Annotated in this window: 21 protein-coding genes and 1 pseudogene; 14 read left to right on the forward strand and 8 right to left on the reverse strand. The window is 51.6% G+C overall.

The annotated features are described in order from the left end of the window. Positions 1–402 precede the first annotated feature (402 nt). The 12 genes from G4551_RS20645 (at position 403) to G4551_RS20700 (ending at position 8,998) form a co-directional block, all read left to right on the forward strand. On the forward strand, positions 403–1,704 hold the full coding sequence (locus G4551_RS20645) for an MFS transporter (protein ID WP_003024814.1): 1,302 nt from the start codon (positions 403–405) through the stop codon (positions 1,702–1,704). A gap of 134 nt (positions 1,705–1,838) precedes the next feature. Continuing rightward, positions 1,839–2,615 carry a transcriptional regulator ExuR gene (gene exuR / locus G4551_RS20650; RefSeq protein WP_003024817.1) on the forward strand — a complete coding sequence of 259 codons (777 nt, stop codon included), beginning with the start codon at positions 1,839–1,841 and terminating at the stop codon, positions 2,613–2,615. Between the two features lie 348 nt (positions 2,616–2,963). Beyond that, on the forward strand, positions 2,964–3,626 hold the full coding sequence (gene yqjA, locus G4551_RS20655; protein WP_003024820.1) for a DedA family general envelope maintenance protein YqjA: 663 nt from the start codon (positions 2,964–2,966) through the stop codon (positions 3,624–3,626). Positions 3,627–3,644: 18 nt separating this feature from the next. After that, positions 3,645–4,013, forward strand: coding sequence for an EnvZ/OmpR regulon moderator MzrA (gene mzrA / locus G4551_RS20660; protein ID WP_162838710.1), 369 nt, complete (start codon positions 3,645–3,647; stop codon positions 4,011–4,013). Positions 4,014–4,161: 148 nt separating this feature from the next. Continuing rightward, a complete protein-coding gene (locus tag G4551_RS20665; RefSeq protein ID WP_003024825.1) occupies positions 4,162–4,530 on the forward strand; it encodes a DUF1090 domain-containing protein in 369 nt (122 codons plus the stop codon). A gap of 33 nt (positions 4,531–4,563) precedes the next feature. Further along, positions 4,564–4,869 (forward strand): ElaB/YgaM/YqjD family protein, encoded by a 306-nt coding sequence (locus G4551_RS20670; RefSeq protein WP_003024832.1) that lies wholly within the window; start codon positions 4,564–4,566, stop codon positions 4,867–4,869. A 2-nt stretch (positions 4,870–4,871) separates the two neighbouring features. Next, the gene (locus G4551_RS20675; RefSeq protein WP_003024834.1) at positions 4,872–5,267 is read left to right on the forward strand and encodes a phage holin family protein; all 396 of its coding nucleotides are present in this window, start codon (positions 4,872–4,874) and stop codon (positions 5,265–5,267) included. Continuing rightward, positions 5,267–5,566 carry a YqjK-like family protein gene (locus tag G4551_RS20680; RefSeq protein ID WP_003024845.1) on the forward strand — a complete coding sequence of 100 codons (300 nt, stop codon included), beginning with the start codon at positions 5,267–5,269 and terminating at the stop codon, positions 5,564–5,566. The genes G4551_RS20675 and G4551_RS20680 overlap by 1 nt, the downstream gene beginning before the upstream one ends. A gap of 173 nt (positions 5,567–5,739) precedes the next feature. After that, positions 5,740–6,132 carry a DoxX family protein gene (locus G4551_RS20685; protein WP_003024847.1) on the forward strand — a complete coding sequence of 131 codons (393 nt, stop codon included), beginning with the start codon at positions 5,740–5,742 and terminating at the stop codon, positions 6,130–6,132. 72 nt (positions 6,133–6,204) lie between these two features. Further along, on the forward strand, positions 6,205–7,191 hold the full coding sequence (locus G4551_RS20690; protein WP_003841501.1) for a glutathione S-transferase family protein: 987 nt from the start codon (positions 6,205–6,207) through the stop codon (positions 7,189–7,191). A gap of 863 nt (positions 7,192–8,054) precedes the next feature. Beyond that, entirely contained in the window at positions 8,055–8,420 is a 366-nt protein-coding gene (locus tag G4551_RS20695) for a DUF805 domain-containing protein (protein WP_003841502.1), read from the forward strand. 218 nt (positions 8,421–8,638) lie between these two features. Beyond that, positions 8,639–8,998, forward strand: a complete 360-nt coding sequence (locus G4551_RS20700) for a DUF805 domain-containing protein (protein ID WP_003841504.1) — start codon at positions 8,639–8,641, stop codon at positions 8,996–8,998. A 91-nt stretch (positions 8,999–9,089) separates the two neighbouring features. Here G4551_RS20700 and yhaJ read toward each other — a convergent pair whose 3' ends face one another. Beyond that, a complete protein-coding gene (yhaJ, locus tag G4551_RS20705) occupies positions 9,090–9,986 on the reverse strand; it encodes a DNA-binding transcriptional regulator YhaJ (protein ID WP_003024855.1) in 897 nt (298 codons plus the stop codon). Between the two features lie 104 nt (positions 9,987–10,090). Here yhaJ and G4551_RS20710 point away from each other — a divergent pair, with 104 nt between their 5' ends. Together G4551_RS20710 and G4551_RS20715 are read left to right on the forward strand one after the other, a co-directional pair. Beyond that, positions 10,091–10,792, forward strand: coding sequence for a pirin family protein (locus G4551_RS20710; RefSeq protein WP_003024860.1), 702 nt, complete (start codon positions 10,091–10,093; stop codon positions 10,790–10,792). 26 nt (positions 10,793–10,818) lie between these two features. After that, positions 10,819–10,968, forward strand: coding sequence for a hypothetical protein (locus G4551_RS20715; protein ID WP_003841507.1), 150 nt, complete (start codon positions 10,819–10,821; stop codon positions 10,966–10,968). Positions 10,969–11,022: 54 nt separating this feature from the next. Here G4551_RS20715 and G4551_RS20720 read toward each other — a convergent pair whose 3' ends face one another. The 7 genes and pseudogenes from G4551_RS20720 to G4551_RS20750 all read right to left on the reverse strand — a co-directional run. Then, positions 11,023–12,333 carry an L-cysteine desulfidase family protein gene (locus tag G4551_RS20720; protein WP_003841509.1) on the reverse strand — a complete coding sequence of 437 codons (1,311 nt, stop codon included), beginning with the start codon at positions 12,331–12,333 and terminating at the stop codon, positions 11,023–11,025. A 24-nt stretch (positions 12,334–12,357) separates the two neighbouring features. Next, on the reverse strand, positions 12,358–13,689 hold the full coding sequence (locus tag G4551_RS20725) for an SLC5/6 family protein (RefSeq protein ID WP_003841510.1): 1,332 nt from the start codon (positions 13,687–13,689) through the stop codon (positions 12,358–12,360). A 283-nt stretch (positions 13,690–13,972) separates the two neighbouring features. Next, positions 13,973–15,337 (reverse strand): L-serine ammonia-lyase, encoded by a 1,365-nt coding sequence (gene tdcG, locus G4551_RS20730; protein WP_003841514.1) that lies wholly within the window; start codon positions 15,335–15,337, stop codon positions 13,973–13,975. Positions 15,338–15,424: 87 nt separating this feature from the next. Continuing rightward, positions 15,425–15,820, reverse strand: a complete 396-nt coding sequence (locus G4551_RS20735) for an enamine/imine deaminase (RefSeq protein ID WP_003024870.1) — start codon at positions 15,818–15,820, stop codon at positions 15,425–15,427. A gap of 13 nt (positions 15,821–15,833) precedes the next feature. Beyond that, positions 15,834–18,128 (reverse strand): formate C-acetyltransferase, encoded by a 2,295-nt coding sequence (gene pflB / locus G4551_RS20740; RefSeq protein WP_003024871.1) that lies wholly within the window; start codon positions 18,126–18,128, stop codon positions 15,834–15,836. Between the two features lie 28 nt (positions 18,129–18,156). Further along, positions 18,157–19,365 (reverse strand): propionate kinase, encoded by a 1,209-nt coding sequence (tdcD, locus tag G4551_RS20745; protein WP_003841518.1) that lies wholly within the window; start codon positions 19,363–19,365, stop codon positions 18,157–18,159. Positions 19,366–19,396: 31 nt separating this feature from the next. Next, a pseudogene (locus G4551_RS20750) lies at positions 19,397–20,125 on the reverse strand (SLC5/6 family protein); the annotation flags it as partial. Positions 20,126–20,130 lie beyond the last annotated feature (5 nt).

Here is a 20,130-nt window from a genome sequence, read left to right on the forward strand (position 1 = left end):
TTCTATACGCTGAAGATATTTTCGTGAGTTAGATCAACAAATGGTGACAAAAAAATTACTCTCAAAGAGGTAAATCACGCGTCAAGCCGCGCCAGTTCTGGCTTTGCTGAATCGAAATAATGACCACACGAAGATTCACACTTTTGTGATGGCACTCACCTTTTAAAGCTGTATGACAAGTTATCTTTTGGCCGTCGCGATACATAAGCCGACGGAATGCAAATTACCGATGGATATCCATCGGATTGACCGGTACGGAAACCGAATTAGCACAATTATTGACATGGCAAAGTTCGGGGAGTACCGGCTTTTTTTCGGTCCCCCCTCGTAAAAGAACATCCTCCGCCCTGAACTGGAAGATGACCGCTCGTTCGCGGACATAACAAAACGATGAGGTTTTACATGCGTAAAATTAAAGGGTTACGTTGGTACATGATTGCACTGGTGACACTTGGCACCGTGCTGGGTTACCTGACACGTAACACTGTGGCGGCAGCTGCGCCAACTCTGATGGAAGAGTTACACATCTCCACTCAACAGTATTCCTATATCATCGCAGCGTATTCTGCTGCTTACACCGTAATGCAACCCGTTGCCGGCTACGTGCTCGATGTGCTCGGCACAAAAGTGGGTTATGCGATGTTCGCCGTTCTGTGGGCCGTCTTCTGTGGCGCGACCGCACTGGCTGGCAGTTGGGGTGGACTGGCACTGGCGCGTGGCGCGGTAGGTGCCGCTGAAGCCGCAATGATCCCTGCGGGTCTGAAAGCCAGTTCTGAATGGTTCCCGGCAAAAGAGCGTTCAATTGCCGTAGGTTACTTTAACGTCGGCTCTTCTATCGGCGCGATGATTGCTCCACCGCTGGTGGTCTGGGCCATCGTCATGCACAGCTGGCAGATGGCATTCATTATTTCCGGTGCGCTGAGCTTCATCTGGGCGATGTGCTGGCTTGTATTCTACAAACACCCGCGCGACCAGAAAAAACTGTCTGATGAGGAACGTGATTACATTCTGAATGGTCAGGAATCACAGCATAAAAACGCGACCTCGAAAAAAATGTCGCTCGGTCAGATCTTGCGTAACCGCCAGTTCTGGGGCATCGCGCTGCCGCGTTTTCTGGCAGAACCGGCATGGGGGACCTTCAACGCCTGGATCCCGCTGTTCATGTTTAAAGTCTACGGCTTTAACCTGAAAGAAATTGCGATGTTTGCCTGGATGCCGATGCTGTTTGCTGACCTGGGCTGTATCGTTGGGGGTTACTTACCGCCGCTGTTCCAGCGCTGGTTCGGCGTTAACCTGATCGTTTCACGTAAAATGGTCGTCACCATGGGTGCATTGCTGATGATTGGCCCAGGGATGATTGGTCTGTTCACCAGCCCATACATTGCTATCGCCTTGCTGTGCGTCGGTGGCTTTGCTCACCAGGCGCTGTCCGGTGCGCTGATTACACTCTCTTCTGACGTGTTTGGTCGTAATGAAGTGGCAACGGCGAACGGTCTGACCGGTATGTCCGCCTGGCTTGCAAGTACGCTGTTTGCGCTGGTCGTCGGCGCGTTGGCTGACACCATCGGCTTTAGCCCACTGTTTGCCGTACTGGCGGTATTCGACCTGCTCGGCGCGTTAGTCATCTGGACAGTATTGCAGAACAAATCGGCCAGCGAGGTAGAGTCAGAGTCGCAAACTGGCGATCCCGCTGCGCAAAGTTAACCGGACAAGATTTAACAAGGTTTTGTCATGCTAAGCCGCCAGTTATCTGGCGGCTTTTTTGACGTCGCGAGTGGAGCCGTAATCGTAAAAGTGGTATAACAAATAGAGTCTGCCGTATCATGCCTGGAGCGCATATGGAAATCACTGAACCACGACGTTTGTACCAACAACTTGCCGCTGATCTGAAAGAACGCATTGAGCAGGGCGTCTATCTGGTGGGTGAAAAACTCCCCGCAGAGCGCTTTATCGCCGATGAAAAAAATGTCAGCCGTACCGTGGTTCGTGAAGCGATTATCATGCTCGAAGTTGAGGGCTATGTAGAAGTGCGCAAAGGTTCTGGCATTCATGTCATTTCGAACCAGGCCCGTCACCAGCAGGCCACCGACGAATCGCTTGAATTCGCCAATTATGGTCCTTTCGAGCTGCTTCAGGCTCGTCAGTTGATTGAAAGCAATATCGCTGAATTTGCCGCGACGCAGGTTACCAAGCAAGACATCATGAAACTGATGGACATTCAAGAGCATGCGCGGAATGAAAAATGCTTCCGCGATTCCGAATGGGATCTGCAGTTTCATATTCAGGTCGCGCTAGCCACGCAGAACTCAGCGCTGGCCGCCATCGTAGAAAAAATGTGGACCCAGCGCAGCCACAACCCGTACTGGAAAAAACTGCACGAACATATCGACGCACGTACCGTCGATAACTGGTGTGATGACCATGATCAAATTCTCAAAGCACTGATCCGTAAAGATCCGAACGCGGCAAAACTGGCGATGTGGCAGCACCTGGAGAATACCAAAATCATGTTGTTCAATGAGACTAGCGATGATTTTGAGTTCAATGCCGATCGTTATCTTTTTGCAGAAAATCCGGTCGTTCATCTCGATACGGCGGTTAACAGCGCTAAATAAGCAATCTTTTCGATGCAGGCGCGACAAAGCGCCTGTTTCTCCTGCTTGGTAAGCATTAGGTATAAAGTGTCAGCCTGTGTAAATCCTCTCGCCTCCCTCCATTGCGATAAGCAAAATCACAGTTCAACAACCGTAATTTCTATAACGGACAACGTTGACCTTTGTTACAATTAGATGCTATTTGAATTTTTGTGTTTGAGAGCTTGCTTACTTCACAACTTTACAGGGAATAGTTCAGGCCGTGAATTTGTGTCAGACCGCGATCCATGTAAAAAACACCAATAAAATTGCGGCGTTACAAACTCCAGAAAACCGGCATGACGACAACCGATTCTCCAGGAATATTGAATGGAACTACTGACTCAATTACTGAATGCTTTATGGGCTCAGGATTTTGAAACGCTGGCCAATCCTTCCATGATTGGCATGCTCTATTTCGTACTATTTACCATTTTGTTTCTGGAAAACGGACTGCTGCCAGCGGCCTTTTTACCTGGCGACAGTCTACTGGTGCTGGTCGGCGTACTTATCGCCAAAGGCGCGATGGGTTTCCCGCAAACGGTACTGCTGCTCACTACCGCAGCCAGCCTGGGTTGCTGGCTTAGCTATATCCAGGGGCGATGGCTGGGGAATACCCGCACAGTACAAAACTGGCTATCTCATCTGCCCGCGCATTACCATCAGCGCGCGCATCATCTGTTCCATAAGCATGGCTTGTCTGCGCTGCTGGTCGGTCGCTTCATCGCGTTTGTCAGAACATTACTGCCGACCATCGCAGGATTGTCCGGCCTGAACAATGCGCGCTTTCAGTTCTTCAACTGGATGAGTGGACTGCTTTGGGTTTTGATTCTCACAACGCTTGGTTATCTGCTGGGCAAAACTCCGGTGTTTCTCAAATATGAAGATCAGCTGATGTCTTGTCTGATGCTGCTTCCTGTGGTGTTACTGGTGTTTGGTCTGGCAGGTTCACTGGTTGTTCTTTGGAAGAAGAAATACGGGAACCGAGGGTAAATTATGCTGAAATCATGCATAACGCTCCGACGACTTGCCTGGTCCACCACTTTTATGTTGTTCATTGGCGCGTTGCTCCTGACCTGGTCTGTCATTCGCCAGCAGGAATCAACGCTTGCCATTCGTGCCGTAAACCAGGGAGCCAGCATGCCTGATGGCTTCTCTATCTGGCATCACCTGGATGCCAACGGCATTCGTTTTAAAAGCATCACTCCGCAAAATGACGCACTGCTGATTACCTTTGATTCCAGCGCGCAGAGCGCAGCGGCAAAGGTCGTACTTGATCGAACGTTACCGCACGGTTTCGTTATCGCTCAGCAGGATGATGATAATCAGGCGGTGCAGTGGTTATCCCGCTTACGTGATACTCCACACCGCTTTGGTTAATTTCCAGGAATCTGAATTAGATCACTCACTTTGGTGATTTCACCGTTTAGCGCCTATGATTAATAAACTGGGCTTATGACCCAACGTTTTATTATTCTGGAGCATCGACCCTAAACGACGAGGTCGAATCACAATGGAAGGTTCAAGAATGAAATACCGCATCGCTTTGGCAATTAGCCTTTTCGCTCTAAGTGCCGGCAGCTACGCCAACACCCTCTGTCAGGAAAAAGAACAAGACATTCAGCGGGAGATTAGCTATGCCGAAAAACACAATAATCAGAGCCGCATCAATGGGCTGAACAAAGCGCTGAGCGAAGTCAGGGCAAACTGTACTGACAGCAAACTGCGCGCCAACCATCAGAAAAAAATCGCCGAGCAGAAAAATGAGATTGCCGAGCGTCAACGTGACTTAGCCGAAGCTAAGCAAAAAGGCGATGCGGATAAGGTAGCAAAGCGCGAACACAAGCTTGCTGAAGCTCAGAAAGAGCTAAAAGAACTCGAGACCCGCGATTACTAAGTACGGTAACTAGCCACTCAACTGGAGAAAACTATGTCGAAAGATAATGCTACGGAAAACCTGCGCGCTGAGCTGAAATCTCTTGCGGATACGCTTGAAGAAGTACTTAGCTCTTCTGGCGATAAGTCGAAGGAAGAGATGAGTAAAATTCGCAGCAAAGCCGAACATGCGCTGCGCGAGAGCCGCCATCGTCTGAGTGAAACCAGCGATGTGATTGCCAAACAGACCCGTGAGGCCGCGGCTAAAGCCGATAACTACGTGCGCGAAAACCCATGGACAGGCGTCGGCATTGGCGCTGCAGTCGGTGTGGTGCTTGGTGTACTGCTGTCGCGCCGTTAACAATGGCTGATTCTCAACACGCACAAGGTCCAGGCAAAGGCGTACTGGGTATTGGACAGCGGATCCTGACGATTCTCGTTGAGATCGTAGAGACGCGGCTGCGGCTGGCCGTCGTTGAGCTGGAAGAGGAAAAAGCCAACCTCATCCAGATCCTGCTGATGCTTGGGCTGACTATGCTGTTCGCGGCGTTTGGCCTGATGAGCCTGATGGTACTTATCATCTGGGCCATTGACCCTCAATACCGACTGAACGCCATGATTGCCACCACCGTAGTGCTGTTGCTGTTAGCGCTGATTGGCGGGATATGGACGCTGCGTAAAGCGCGTAAAACAACGCTGCTACGCCATACGCGCAATGAACTCGCGAACGACAGGCGGGCTCTGGAGGATGACGCATAATGAGCAGTAAAGTCGAACGTCAACAACGTAAGGCGCAACTGCTTGGACAGATCCAGCAGCAACGGCTGGATCTGTCTGCTACTCGCCGCGACTGGCTGGAAGCCACCGAGGTCTACGATCGTGGCTGGAAGACGCTGTTGAACCTGCGCGGCTGGGTGTTAGTCGGGAGCAGTATTATGGCAGTTCGCACCATCCGTAACCCAAATCTGCTGGTCCGCTGGGCCAAACGCGGCTTTAGCGTCTGGAGCATCTGGCGTCTGGTGAAATCGACCATCAGACAGCAGCAACTGCGCGGCTAATCCCTTCCCTATCCCCAACCTCAAAATTTTTGAAAAATACTGACAGTTTTCCTTGCTAACAATTCTCATTAGCCACGTTTATTATTCTCTTCATCGACAGCAACGACGCGCTCAGCAGCGTCGTTGCACAAAAAAACACAATAAGCCGCCTGAGTGGTTTCCTGGAGAGTATGATGAAGAAATTAGAAGATGTTGGTGTACTGGTAGCGCGCATTCTGATGCCAATCCTGTTTATTACCGCAGGTTGGGGAAAAATCACCGGATATGCAGGTACCCAACAGTACATGGAAGCCATGGGCGTCCCTGGATTTATGCTGCCGCTGGTAATTCTGCTTGAGTTTGGCGGCGGTCTGGCAATTCTGTTCGGTTTCCTGACCCGTACTACCGCGCTGTTCACCGCAGGCTTCACGCTGCTGACGGCATTCCTCTTCCACAGTAACTTTGCGGAAGGTGTGAACTCTCTGATGTTTATGAAAAACCTGACCATCGCAGGCGGCTTCCTGCTGCTGGCTATCACCGGTCCGGGCGCATTCAGTATTGACCGCGTACTGAATAAAAAGTGGTAAGCAAACTATACTGAACACATCAAAAAGCGAGGAGATATCTCCTCGCTTTTGCTATCTGAGGAGACGAAAATCATGGGACAACTGATTGACGGCATCTGGCATGACACCTGGTACGATACCAAATCAACCGGTGGGAAATTTCAACGTTCTGCATCGGCTTTCCGTAACTGGCTCACCGCAGATGGCACGCCTGGCCAGACCGGTGAAGGTGGCTTTGCTGCCGAAAAAGACCGTTATCATCTGTACGTTTCTCTGGCCTGTCCGTGGGCGCATCGCACACTGATTTTGCGTAAACTTAAAGGGCTGGAACCGTTTATTTCCGTTTCCGTTGTGCATCCGCTAATGCTGGAAAACGGCTGGACCTTTGACGACAACTTCCCAGCGGCAACCGGCGATACCCTGTATCAGCACGAATTTCTTTATCAGCTCTATTTACACGCCGATCCGCACTACAGCGGTCGGGTGACCGTTCCGGTACTGTGGGACAAAAAAAACCACACTATTGTCAGCAACGAATCTGCAGAAATCATCCGCATGTTTAACACTGCGTTTGATGCGCTGGGTGCGAAAGCCGGGGATTACTATCCACCTGCCCTGCATAGCAAAATCGACGAGCTGAACGGCTGGATTTATGACAACGTCAATAACGGCGTGTATAAAGCGGGATTTGCCACCAGCCAGGAAGCCTACGACGATGCCGTGGAAAAAGTCTTTCAATCTCTGGCACGACTGGAGCAGATCCTGGGTCAGCATCGCTTCCTGACCGGTGACCAGCTAACTGAGGCCGATATTCGCCTGTGGACCACGCTGGTGCGCTTTGATCCGGTTTATGTCACCCACTTCAAGTGCGACAAACACCGCATCAGTGATTACCTGAATCTGTACGGTTTTCTGCGCGATATCTACCAGATGCCGGGCATTGCGGAGACCGTCAACTTTGACCATATCCGTCATCACTACTTCCGTAGCCACAAAACAATCAACCCGACCGGTATTATTTCAATCGGCCCGTGGCAGGATCTCAGCGAACCTCATGGGCGTGACGAGCGTTTCGCCTGATTTACACTGGCCTCCGTTTGGGTAATGCTGTTCAGTTAACGCCTCAGTTTCGAAAGGCATCAACATGTGCTGGCGGAGGTAATGAATATGCTATTTCAGGGAAAGGGTTCCGTTCACCTCATGTTCATCGTTTCTCTGAAGCACCGATTCCTGTGAACGTGTAAAGGGCGTTCTCCGCCACGCCCTTTACAATCCCGGCTCCCGGCAGGAAAATTGTTGCTATGCAATACCCTCCGCTTATTCCTCCAGGCTACCGGGTCGGGCGCGAGGAAACGTCCCTGTAAAACGCGCCCTGAACCCGCATCCATGCGGGTTCTCCCGGCCTTACGGAAACACGTCGGCAATTTTCAGCCGGACCAGCCCACACCTGACCATCTGCGTTTTTTTGAATATATCTGAACAGCAAATCAGATTTAACTGGAAGTCAGAGCATTACAGCGATGACCCCGGTCCGGCTGAAAATCGATGAGGCGTTGACGGCTGACCGGGGCTGCCCGCAGGGATGCGGGCAGAGGGGACGGCCTGCATGGACGCAGGCTCGGCTCCGACCCGACAGGCAGACGGAATAAGACGAATACATCGCGCAGCGACGATTTTCCCGCCGGGAGCCTGGGTTGCAAGGGAGGCGGCGGTGAGCCTCCCTTGCCCGTTCACGGGTATAAAGATATCAGAGAAGCAACGCACATGAGGTGAACGGAACCCTGAGCAAGAATCACATGTTCACCATACATGCTTAACTGATCGGCATTGCCCGTTTGGAGGCCAAATAATTAACAACACAAACATTTACCAGCATTCCATTCGCAGCTATTCTTAATTTGATTGCTTTAAAAACAAGTAATTGAACGCAGAACGAGGCAAAAATGGATTGGTATTTAAACGTATTAAAGAATTACTTTGGTTTTGGTGGCCGCGCGCGTCGTAAAGAATACTGGATGTTTGTGCTGGTCAACATCATCTTCACGTTCGTGCTGGGCATTCTGGACAGAATGTTTGGCTGGGAGCGCGCCGGAGGAGAAGGCATATTAACGACGATTTACGGGGTTCTGGTCTTTATCCCGTGGTGGGCGGTACAGTTCCGGCGTTTACATGACACCGACCGTTCAGCCTGGTGGCTGCTGGTGCTATTGATCCCGATCGTCGGCTGGTTGGTCATCATCATTTTCAACTGTCAGGATGGCACGCCGGGTGAAAACCGATTTGGCGAAAACCCGAAGCAACTTTCGTAGATATTCAAAAAGGCAGAAAACTATTCTGCCTTTTTATTCATAACAAGAAAAATATTTATTAGACTGCTACCAACAATAATTAATTTATATATTTTATCCATAAATATAAACATAAAAAATACTACTAGTAAAATATCCTATTTTTAATAATAATCATGATCTTTACAGGTTCATGTGCTACATTTTTTTTGTTTTTTTAAGATGAATAGGGATATTTTATGCAGTGGTATTTACAGGTTTTAAAAAATTATGTGGAATTCTCTGGTCGCGCGCGTCGTAAAGAATACTGGATGTTTATTCTGATTAGCGTGATTATCAGCGCCATTCTGAACGTCATTCAATCCGTAATCGGTATGGAAATTCCGGCACTCTCACTGATCTATAGCCTGGCCGTACTTCTACCAAGCATTGCCGTTGGCGTTCGCCGTCTGCATGATACAGAGCGTTCTGGTCACTGGATGTGGCTCATGTTAATTCCAGTCATCGGCTCCATTATTCTGCTGGTATTTTTCTGCCAAAACGGGACTTCCGGCAGCAACCGCTACGGCAACGATCCGAAGCAAAACGAAATTAATTAATTTATTTCGCGGGGCAATTATTTTATTGCCCCGATTTGCACTGAAATCTGCCCCCGAAATAATTCGAACTGCAATCATTCACAGACGTAGATTATTTACCCGCAAACAGCTTGGGAATTTCTCGCAGACACCAGGATTTCGCCTCGCCCATGCTGTCACGACGCCAGGCCATAATAATATCTATCTCGCTTGTCGATTCCGGACTAACGACCCGCAGTCGACCAGCTGCAATATCCTCTTCCACCAGCGGGTACGGCATTGTCGCTACGCCCAATCCGGCCAGCAGCGCCTGACGTTTATCTTCTATCGTACTCACCGTCAGACGCGGCTGTTTATCCAGCAATTGAACCGTGAGTACCGGACGCTCACGGGCGGTATCCGCCACAGCGATCCCACGGTATTTCACGCGGGTGACTTCCGATAACGGTTCCGGCTCCTGGTGGATAGGATGATCCGGTGCCGCCACATACACGTTCATCAGCGAGTACAGCTTGCGCGAGTTGATTTCGGAAGATGAGCGAAAATGCATATCCGGCGCAATCACGATATCCGCCCGCCCCTGCTCAAGACGCTCCCACGCCCCGGCCAGAACTTCGGTAATGACGGAAAGCTGGGTATTGGCCTTCCCGGCCAGTCGGTCGATCAGCGGGAAAAACGCCGCCGTTGGCACCAGAGCTTCGGTAACGATAGTCAAATGCGTTTCCCATCCGCGAGCCAGCGCTTCGGCATCGGTAGTCAGCTTATCCGCAGCTTCCAGCAGTACGCGCCCACGCTCCAGCAGCATACGCCCGACGTTAGTGAATTTTGTGCGGTGGCCTGAACGGTCAAACAGCACTACGTCCAGCTCTTCCTCCAGCTTCTGCATGGTATAGCTAAGTGCGGAAGGCACGCGCCCCAGTTCGTCCGCTGCGGCGGCAAAGCTGCCGCGCCTGTCTATTGCGTCCATGACGCGTAACGCTTCAAGCGTTAAAGCCCTTTCTTTAGCCATCTCGTTCTCATTCAGGAAATTTGAACATACCAGGCAGAATATCTGGCTAACAATGCAGCGTCTAGCCATTTAACATAAAAGGAAGTAAAGAGAGGTCAAGAACTATGATTACTACCCGTACAGCCAAACAATGCGGGCAAGCAGACTACGGCTGGCTGCAGGCCCGTTATACCTTCTCCTTTGGACACTATTTTGATCCTAAACTGCTGGGTTATGCCTCGCTGCGTGTTCTGAACCAGGAAGTTCTGGCACCGGGGGCCTCTTTCCAGCCGCGGACCTATCCGAAGGTGGATATCGTCAATCTGATCCTTGAAGGGGAAGCAGAGTACCGAGACAGCGAAGGCAACCATATCAAGGCCAAAGCAGGCGAAGTTTTACTGCTCGCGACACAGCCCGGGATTAGCTATAGCGAACACAATATCAGCAAAGACAAACCGTTAACGCGGATGCAGCTCTGGCTGGACGCCTGCCCGCAGCGTGAAAACGCCTGCGTACAGAAAGCCACGCTGGGTACCGGTAAGCATCAGCTGCTGGCCTCGCCGGACGGTGAACAAGGCAGCCTGCATCTGCGCCAACAGGTATGGGTGCACCACGTTGAACTGCAGCAAGGTGAATCGCTGAGTTTTCAGTTACATGGGCCACGCGCTTATTTACAGTCGATTCACGGCAGATTCCATGCGGTGACGTCTGGCGCCGAAAAAGAAGCGCTCACCTGTGGCGATGGGGCATTTATTCGTGACGAAACTAACATAACGTTAGTCGCCGATACCCCGCTGCGCGCTTTGCTGATAGATTTGCCCGTATAGTCAGGGAAAACAATGGAGTACGACTATTGAGTAAGAAATCATCAAAAAAACGCCAGCCGCAGGTTGAGCTGAAAAAACAGGAAACAGTTGCCTTCGGCTATGAAGAAATGCTGACAGAGCTGGAAGCGATTGTGGCCGATGCCGAGCTACGGCTGGAAGACGAAGAAGCCGCCTGAAAAGGCGGCTTAGACTTATGCCGGGTGGCGGCAACGCCTTACCCGACCTGAAGATTAATGCGCCTTACTGGCCATGATCTCAATAATCTGCTTGTCGGTTTCCTGCATCGAACGACACGCCAGCGCACACAGGTTAGCGATAGATTGTTCCACGTTATGCGCCACAATCCCTTCGTTTCCGGTTACGGCAGTATCATCCAGTGCCATCAGTACCGCTTTCCACGCCGCAGATGCGCTGGTTGAGACTTTCATCGCGCAGCTGTTTGAAGCGCCATCGCAAATCATTCCGCTCACGTCGCCAATCATGCTGCTGATCGCCATCGCGATGGTGTTGTAGCGGCCATCCACGATCCATGCCATCCCCGCTGCTGCGCCCATCGCCGCCGTGGTTGCCGCGCATAGCGCAGACAAACGCGGAAGCTGATGATGGATGTAAATAGCGCTCAGGTGAGACAACATCAGCGCCCGCGCCAGTTTCTCCTCATCCGCGCCAAAGTGCTCGGCCACCACCATGACCGGAACAGTCGCGGTAATACCCTGATTGCCGGATCCGGAGTTGCTCATGGCCGGCAGCGTCGCCCCGCCCATTCGCGCATCCGATGCCGCACTGGTACGGATCAAAATAGAGGTGGAGAGATCGTTCGCCAGCAGGCCACGCGCGCACTGCTTCTCAAGCGTGGTTCCGATGTGCAAGCCCCAGTTACCACGCAGCCCTTCCTGAGACAGCGCACCGTTCAGCTTTGCCGCATCAAGAATAAAGCGGATCGACTCAAACGGTACCGCGTTCACGAACGCCAGAATCTCTTCCAGCGAGGTGTGAGATAATACCGCCAGCGGCGACTCCAGCTCCTCTTCCTGAGCATTCTGTTCTGTGGTGAACACTACACCCTTATTGGTCTCGATGTGGACTATGTTGGTATGACCGCCCACAATCGTCACGCACGCCCATCCTTCAGCGCTGTAAACCTTCGCGCGGGAAAAGAGGATATCCTCGCAAGGCTCCTGCAGCATCACCGCGACCTTGCCAGCGCTCAACATCGCTTTCGCATCAGCGATCGCTTGGGGCGACGCATCTTTCAGTACCTCTAAACCGGCACGGGCATTTCCCCCCAGCGCACCCAGCGCCGCCGCGACAGGTAACCCGACCATTCCGGTACCCGGCACGGTAACGCCCATGCCGTTTTTCATCAGGTTCGGTGAGACCCACGCATCAATACGTTCAACCGCGCCGTCCAGCTCAGAGGATGCGACCGCTGCCGCCAGCGCCAGAGAGATAGGTTCCGTACAACCCAGCGCAGGCTTAACCTCTTCCTGTACCGCGCGGATAAAACTATCCCATAATGGATTCAATGTAGTCTCAAACATAACAACAACCTTTGCTCAGATAACTCAGGAAAATGCCAGGAACGGAGAAACGCACAGCAGCAGGCCCGTGATAATAATCAGATACAGGGAAGCGCCTTTGTATTTGTGCAGTGAAGGAACTTTGTAGACCAGCCAGGCCGGGATCAGACAACCCACCATGCCGAAGATAGGACTACAAATAGAGGTGAAGCTCAGCACCGGCGCATTGAGCACAATTGCGCTCCAGGCCAGCAGGATGGCGAAAACCATAATGCCGCGCTGAACCAGGGTTTCGTTGATTTTCTCGGCTGGCATTTTGCGGCGCAGCACGTTCATTACGATCCCCTGAGTCGCTTCACGGAAACCTAAGTAGACGCCGAAGAAAGCGGTCATAACGGCAAAGATGTTCAGAACAACGCTGACGATTTTCACCCAACCAGCACCCGCACCGCTGATAAACTGCGCGGCAATCGCCAGAGCGGAAATATTCTGCTCATAAGCTTTAACCGCTTCGTCATGGCCCATCGCCAACGTGAAGGAAACGGCGTAGAAAAAGACGGTCACGAACAGAATGCCGAACGCGATATTCATCGCTCGCAGGGCTTTATGGCGCGCCACTTCAATGGATTTGTTGCGAGAACGATACGAGATAACCATCGGGCTTAATGTCTGAATAAACAGAATTGAGGTCAGCGTAAATGGCAACGTTATGATCGCGTTTTTGATCAGCAGCGCCATCGGCGGCAGTAAACCTACGTTATACAAATGCCACATCCCAACCATCGATACGCCAAGCGCTGCCACTACCAGCAGTTTGGTCAGCACCATGCCGGTGGAGATTTTAAACAGCAGTTTTTCCCCGCGTGACGAGATGGCCACCAGGATGCAAATCAGCACCAGGCCATAGAACGGGCTGTCGGACAGTAAACCTTCAGTAACGCCAAAAGTATGCAGGTAAGAGGCGCTATCGTTGGTGATGGCGGTGGAGTAGACGAACATCCAGATTACCAGCATCACAAAGTACAACGCACCTAACAGGATGCCCCAGTTTTTACCCAGGTAACCGCTGATCACGCTTGGGTAATCTTTACATTCCGGGGACTCAGCCAGCGTATTGATAAACAGACGCTGGAACAGATACATGGCTGGGTAGCCAATGATAGAGGACAGCAAGAACACCCACAGCCCCATTAACCCGACCTGGACAGGAAGAAAAACAATCCCCGCACCAATCGCCATACCGATACTCATAATGACCCAGCCAGTGTCCATGCTGTCGAATTTAATGGCTTCACGCCATTCACTTTCGGTCATCCCCGCCCGACGCGCCGGAGCAGATGCGTCGAGTATTACGCTGTTATTCGTTGCCGTTTCCATAAAAATCTCGCTCAAAATGTAGGGTAAGGTTTTATTATTTTTCCGTTCCGCATCAATGCGATACGCGGTACGAGTCGTGCAGGCGAGTTCGTTAGAATGGAGAAATCATACGCCGAGGGTCAGAGAAAAACTTCACATAAATACCCCCTCAATTCATAATGTTTAATAAAATTTTTCTATTTTATATTTACAAAATGGGATTAATTTCCCTTTTTGAAGCGGATCACAACAAAAAAAAGGGCGCACTCAAGTGCGCCCAAAGGAGAAATAAACACAAATTTAGTTAAGTGCAAATCACTTTGATAGCCAGACCACCACGTGACGTTTCACGGTATTTGTCGTTCATATCTTTGCCCGTTTCATACATGGTCTCGATCACTTTATCGAGCGAAACGCGTGGCTCAGATGTTCGACGTAGCGCCATACGCGCGGCGTTGACGGCTTTTACCGCGTTGATCGCATTGCGCTCAATACACGGTATTTGCACTTGTCCGGCGACCGGATCGCAGGTCAGCCCCAGGTTATGCTCCATGGCGATTTCCGCCGCAATACACACCTGAGACGGGCTACCGCCAAGCAACTCGGTCAGCCCGGCAGCAGCCATTGAACAAGCAACGCCAATCTCACCCTGACAGCCCACTTCGGCACCCGAAATCGAGGCATTCATCTTATACAGCGCGCCTATCGCCCCCGCGGCCAGTAAGTAGCGGGCAATGGAGTTTGCATTCACCGGGCGGCGGAACTTGTCGTAATAGGCCAGGACAGCAGGGATAATCCCACATGCTCCGTTGGTCGGTGCCGTCACAACCCGGCATCCGGCGGCGTTTTCTTCGCTCACGGCCAGCGCGAACATGTTGATCCAGTCGATCACGTTCATTGGGTCGCTGGACAGGTTATCGCTGGAAACCAGCAACCGACGTAATGCCACGGCGCGGCGCGGGACGTTCAGTGGACCCGGCAGAACGCCTTCGGTGTTCATGCCTCGCTCAATTCCAGCGCGCATAACGTCCCAAATGGCAGCAAAGCCAGCATCGATTTCTTCTTTGCTGCGCATCGCCAGTTCGTTTTGCATCATCAGGCCGGAAACAGACAGCCCGTTGCGCTCGCACAGTTTCAGCAGTTCGCTGGCGGAATGAAAATTGTAGGGTACGTGTGCTTCAACATCATGCGCCTGACCAAATTGCTCCTCTTCAACGATAAAACCACCGCCGACGGAGTAATAGGTTTTGCTTAATAGTGTCTCGGTGCCGTTCCACGCGGTGATACGCATGCCATTTTCATGGCGCGGCAGCGTTTCGGTATGAAAGAGAATATTTTCGTCTGGGGAAAAATCGACAACATGCGTGCCCTCTGCAACCGGTAAACGTCCGGTATGGGCCACTTCCTGAGTAAAACCAGCGATAGAATCTATATTAACATTTTGTGGACTGTTACCGGCCAGTCCCATCATGATGGCGACATCTGTCGCATGACCTTTTCCGGTCAAGGAAAGCGATCCATAAAGATCGACCACAATATGCGTAGCTTTGGGGAGTTCCCCGCTGCTGACCAACAGATCGATAAAGCTTTTACCTGCGTTCATTGGCCCCACGGTATGGGAGCTGGAAGGTCCAATGCCAATCTTGAAAATATCGAATGCGCTAATCATATCCACACCCTCGGATTGCCGTTCAGTGAAGACCAGGTTTCACACTCATTAAGGATCGGGGCGATTCTGAGATCGCCCCGCAAGGGATTACAGCGTGTCGCCACGTACGGCGATGGCTTCAATCTCCAGCTTCACATCCTTGGGTAAGCGGGCGACCTGCACGCAGCTGCGCGTAGGGTAGATTGCCTTATGCTCATCAAAGAACTGCTGGTACACCTGATTGATGGTGGCGAAGTCGTTCAGGTCGGAAACGAAAACGGTGGTCTTGACGATATCGCTCACTTTCAAACCTGCAGACTCGACAATCGCTTTCACGTTTTCCAGGCTTTGACGCGCCTGATCGGATACGTTTTCAGCCACTTCACCGGTCTGTGGACACACCGGGATTTGACCTGACGTCAACACCATGCTGCCCAGATCCACACCCTGTACGTAAGGCCCAATCGCCCCTGGTGCACATTCGGTTGCAATAACTTTTCTCATAGTCCCTCCGGCGTCAGAGCGCCTGGGTGAAAGTACGTGAAATAACATCCTGCTGCTGTTCACGGGTCAGCGCGTTGAAGCGCACCGCATAGCCAGACACGCGGATCGTCAGGTTCGGATAGTTTTCCGGGTGCTCAATGGCATCCATCAACATTTCACGGTTCATAACGTTAACGTTCAGATGCTGCCCACCTTCCACATGCGCTTCATGGTGGAAGTAACCGTCCAGCAGACCGACCAGGTTGGTTTTACGCACTCCATCCTCTTTGCCCAGCGCTGCCGGTACAATGGAGAAGGTGTACGAGATACCGTCTTTGGCATAGGTGAACGGCAGTTTGGCGACCGAGGTTAACGACGCCACCGCACCTTTACGATCGCGGCCGTGCATCGGGTTTGCCCCTGGCGCAAACGGCGTACCCGCGCGACGTCCGTCCGGCGTGTTACCAGTTTTCTGTCCGTACACCACGTTGGAGGTGATGGTCAGAATGGACTGCGTCGGCACCGCGTTACGGTAGGTTGGCAACACTTTAATTTTCTTCATAAAGCGCTCGACCAGATCGCAGGCAATACTGTCTACGCGCTCGTCGTTGTTGCCGTATTGCGGATAGTCTCCTTCGATTTCAAAATCAATCGCCAGACCGTTTTCATCGCGAATCGGTTTCACGCGAGCATATTTGATAGCCGACAGAGAATCCGCCGCCACGGACAGACCCGCCATACCACAGGCCATCGTGCGATAGACATCACGATCGTGCAGCGCCATCAGCGATGCTTCGTAGCTGTACTTGTCGTGCATGTAGTGGATGATGTTCAGCGCGCTGATGTACTGCACGGCCAGCCAGTCCATAAAGTGGTCCAGGCTCTCCATCACCGTGTCGTAGTCCAGCACGTCATCCATCAGCGGTGCCGTTTTCGGCCCGACCTGGATTTTCAGCTTCTCATCCACACCGCCGTTGATTGCGTACAGCAACGTTTTGGCGAGGTTGGCACGCGCCCCGAAGAACTGCATTTGTTTGCCGATAACCATCGGGCTGACGCAGCAGGCAATGGCATAGTCATCGCTGTCAAAGTCGGCACGCATCAAATCGTCGTTTTCGTACTGTAAAGACGAGGTAATGATCGACACCTGGGCGGCGTATTTTTTGAAGGCGATTGGTAGCTGTTCAGACCACAGCACCGTCAGGTTCGGCTCTGGTGCCGGGCCCATGGTGTGCAGCGTATGCAGATAGCGGAACGAGTTCTTCGTCACCAGCGTGCGGCCATCAAGCCCCATACCACCGATAACTTCGGTCGCCCAGATAGGGTCGCCTGAGAACAGGGTGTCGAATTCCGGCGTACGCAGGAAGCGCACCATACGGATCTTCATAATGAAGTGGTCGATCAGCTCCTGCGCCTGCTGCTCGTTTAAAATCCCCGCTTTGAAATCGCGCTCAATGTAGATGTCTAGGAACGATGCGGTACGGCCCAGCGACATCGCGCCGCCGTTCTGCGATTTCACCGCAGCCAGGTAAGCAAAGTACACCCACTGCACCGCTTCTTGCGCATTACGCGCCGGGCGGGAGATATCGCAGCCATACTTCGCAGCCATTTCCTGCATTTGCAGCAGAGCGCGACGGTGCTCAGACAGCTCTTCACGCAGACGAATCGTGGCTTCAAGATTCTGGCCCCACTCCAGGTTCGACTGGAGATCGGCAAACTGCAGTTCACGCTCGCGCACCAGGTAGCGGATACCGTACAGCGCCACGCGGCGATAGTCACCGATGATACGGCCACGGCCATAGCCATCCGGCAGACCGGTCAGTACGCCGGATTTACGGCAGCGCAGCATATCCGGAGAGTAGGCGTCGAATACGCCCTGGTTATGGGTTTTACGCAGTTCAGTAAACTGGTATTCAAAATCAGCATCCATCTCACGACCATAAGCATCAAAAGAGCTTTTGATCATGTTGATGCCGCCAAACGGATGCAGAGCGCGCTTGAGCGGCTTATCCGTTTGCAGACCAACGATTTTTTCCAGTTCTTGTTCAATATAACCCGCATCATGCGCGGTTATCGTGGTAGCAATATTGGTATCGAAATCAACCGGCGCGTGCGTCGAGTTTTCAATACGGATGCCCGCCATAACTTTTTCCCACAATGCAGTGGTCGCAGGCGTTGCTTCGGCGAGGAAAGATTCATCCCCTTCATAAGGCGTATAGTTGTGCTGAATAAAATCACGGACATTAATTTCTTCTTTCCAGTCCGTACCTTTAAAGCCATTCCAGGCTTCGGCATACAGCATATCGCTGGTATCGATATTTACCTTCATGAAAAATAATCTCTCTGCTGAAAATTAATTATGCAAATTCTACTGATGTATTAATTTTGCCTAACGCAATGGCATCACGCGCAATCATTTTCTCTTCGTTTGTGGGAATTACCGCACAAATAACACGCGCATCTTTATTAGAGATAATTCTTTCGCCATGGGAATTTGGCAGGCTATTCATTTCGCTGTCGATATTCACACCTAAAACGGCAAGGTGCTCAATAACCAGACGACGAATTAATACCGAGTTCTCACCTATGCCACCGGTGAAAATAATCCCATCAAGACGATGCAACGATGCGGCATGCCCGGCGATATGACGCGCGATACGATGCACAAACGTTTTAATCGCCAGCTGCGCACGCTCATGTCCCTCGTGCCAGGCTTTTTCTAACGTACGTAAGTCAGAGGACAAACCGGAAATACCCAGTAAACCGGACTCTTTATTCACTACGCGCTCAAGGTCGCTCAGCGTCTGGTTGGTTTCGCTGGCAATCCACGCCATCGCGCCGAAATCGACGTCGCCGCTGCGTGTCCCCATCATCAACCCTTCCAGCGGCGTCATGCCCATTGAGGTATCAACGCTCTGCCCGTTACGCACCGCACAGATTGACGCACCGTTCCCCAGGTGAGCCACAACCAGACCCGAGTCATCACTCTGCAGGTCAAGAAGGTTATGCGCTTGCTGAGAAACATAGCGATGCGACGTGCCGTGGAAGCCGTAACGACGAACGCCCAACTCTTCGAAATATTTCCACGGTAAACCGTACAGATAGGCCTCAGGAGCCATCGTCTGGTGGAAGCTGGTATCAAATACCGCGACCTGCTGTCGGCCAGGGAAAAGGTGCTGAGCAGATTCGATCCCACTCAGGTTCGCATAATTATGTAACGGAGCTAGCGGCGATACCCGGCGGATATTATCAATAACTTCGTCAGTAATAATTGCTGATTCGGTAAAGATATTTCCGCCGTGTGCAATGCGGTGGCCAATTAAGGCCACGCTGTCCATTAAATTACGTTTCTCTAGTTCAACGGCAATTGCTTTTAATGCGTCTTCGTAGCTGTGGTGAGCCAGCTTAGCTGGCTCTCCTCCATTAATTGCTATGAACGCATTTTCAGAGTTAATACCGTCCGCGATTCCCGCCATTAAAACTTCACAGTTAGCTGCATCCAGCACTGAGAATTTAATGGAAGACGAACCACAGTTAATAACCAGTACTACCGGAAACTCATTCATTTCACTACTCCGCTCATCCTGAGCTTAAGGATTAAAACAGTTTGTAGACAATGTTCAGGATGGTCAGCAGACCAATCACGGTAACAAACACGTTATCCAGACGGCCACGGTATTTCGCCAGTGATGGCGCTTTACGGATGGCATACATCGGCAGCAGGCAGAGCAGAGAGGCAATAATCGGCGCGCCCATTGCTTCAATAAGGTCCAGGATGTTCGGGTTGGCGTAAGCCACAACCCAGGTGGAACCCATGATGAAGATCATGCTGATGGTGTTCAGTTTGCCGGCGGAAACTTTGGTCTTATCGCCTTTGTAACCAAACTTCAGCACCAGACCGTTCAGACCTTCCAGCGTACCCAGGTAGTGGCCGAAGAACGATTTGAAGATAGCAACCAGGGCGATAATAGAAGCACCGTATTCCAGAACGGTCGCGAAGGTGGACTTCGTCCCGGACAGTGAAGCGAAGTGGTTCGCCAGATAAGACAGTACTGGAATGTTCTGCGCTTTCGCATCCGCCATGTTTGCCGGAGACAGCGTGAACAGGCAGCTAAAGGCGAAGAACATTACCACCGCAACCATCAGCATACTGGCGCGGGAGATGATTTTAGAACATTTCTGCTCGGTAAATTCGCGACCGAAATCTTTCTCATACTCTTCGCGTTTAGAGACCACGAAGGAAGAAACGATTGGCGAGAAGTTGAAAGAGAACACCATGATGGAAATACCCAGCCATACGGTAACCAGGATGCCGTCATGACCAGTCTGTA

This window comes from Citrobacter freundii ATCC 8090 = MTCC 1658 = NBRC 12681 (assembly GCF_011064845.1).
Lineage (GTDB): Bacteria > Pseudomonadota > Gammaproteobacteria > Enterobacterales > Enterobacteriaceae > Citrobacter > Citrobacter freundii.

What these genes read in the sequence shown, in the direction of transcription:
- G4551_RS20645 (WP_003024814.1), top strand. Translation starts at nt 403, where the DNA reads ATGCGTAAAATTAAAGGGTTACGTTGGTACATGATTGCACTGGTGACA.
- exuR (WP_003024817.1), top strand. Translation starts at nt 1,839, where the DNA reads ATGGAAATCACTGAACCACGACGTTTGTACCAACAACTTGCCGCTGAT.
- yqjA (WP_003024820.1), top strand. Translation starts at nt 2,964, where the DNA reads ATGGAACTACTGACTCAATTACTGAATGCTTTATGGGCTCAGGATTTT.
- G4551_RS20665 (WP_003024825.1), top strand. Translation starts at nt 4,162, where the DNA reads ATGAAATACCGCATCGCTTTGGCAATTAGCCTTTTCGCTCTAAGTGCC.
- G4551_RS20670 (WP_003024832.1), top strand. Translation starts at nt 4,564, where the DNA reads ATGTCGAAAGATAATGCTACGGAAAACCTGCGCGCTGAGCTGAAATCT.
- G4551_RS20675 (WP_003024834.1), top strand. Translation starts at nt 4,872, where the DNA reads ATGGCTGATTCTCAACACGCACAAGGTCCAGGCAAAGGCGTACTGGGT.
- G4551_RS20680 (WP_003024845.1), top strand. Translation starts at nt 5,267, where the DNA reads ATGAGCAGTAAAGTCGAACGTCAACAACGTAAGGCGCAACTGCTTGGA.
- G4551_RS20685 (WP_003024847.1), top strand. Translation starts at nt 5,740, where the DNA reads ATGAAGAAATTAGAAGATGTTGGTGTACTGGTAGCGCGCATTCTGATG.
- G4551_RS20690 (WP_003841501.1), top strand. Translation starts at nt 6,205, where the DNA reads ATGGGACAACTGATTGACGGCATCTGGCATGACACCTGGTACGATACC.
- G4551_RS20695 (WP_003841502.1), top strand. Translation starts at nt 8,055, where the DNA reads ATGGATTGGTATTTAAACGTATTAAAGAATTACTTTGGTTTTGGTGGC.
- G4551_RS20700 (WP_003841504.1), top strand. Translation starts at nt 8,639, where the DNA reads ATGCAGTGGTATTTACAGGTTTTAAAAAATTATGTGGAATTCTCTGGT.
- yhaJ (WP_003024855.1), bottom strand. Translation starts at nt 9,986, where the DNA reads ATGGCTAAAGAAAGGGCTTTAACGCTTGAAGCGTTACGCGTCATGGAC.
- G4551_RS20710 (WP_003024860.1), top strand. Translation starts at nt 10,091, where the DNA reads ATGATTACTACCCGTACAGCCAAACAATGCGGGCAAGCAGACTACGGC.
- G4551_RS20720 (WP_003841509.1), bottom strand. Translation starts at nt 12,333, where the DNA reads ATGTTTGAGACTACATTGAATCCATTATGGGATAGTTTTATCCGCGCG.
- G4551_RS20725 (WP_003841510.1), bottom strand. Translation starts at nt 13,689, where the DNA reads ATGGAAACGGCAACGAATAACAGCGTAATACTCGACGCATCTGCTCCG.
- tdcG (WP_003841514.1), bottom strand. Translation starts at nt 15,337, where the DNA reads ATGATTAGCGCATTCGATATTTTCAAGATTGGCATTGGACCTTCCAGC.
- G4551_RS20735 (WP_003024870.1), bottom strand. Translation starts at nt 15,820, where the DNA reads ATGAGAAAAGTTATTGCAACCGAATGTGCACCAGGGGCGATTGGGCCT.
- pflB (WP_003024871.1), bottom strand. Translation starts at nt 18,128, where the DNA reads ATGAAGGTAAATATCGATACCAGCGATATGCTGTATGCCGAAGCCTGG.
- tdcD (WP_003841518.1), bottom strand. Translation starts at nt 19,365, where the DNA reads ATGAATGAGTTTCCGGTAGTACTGGTTATTAACTGTGGTTCGTCTTCC.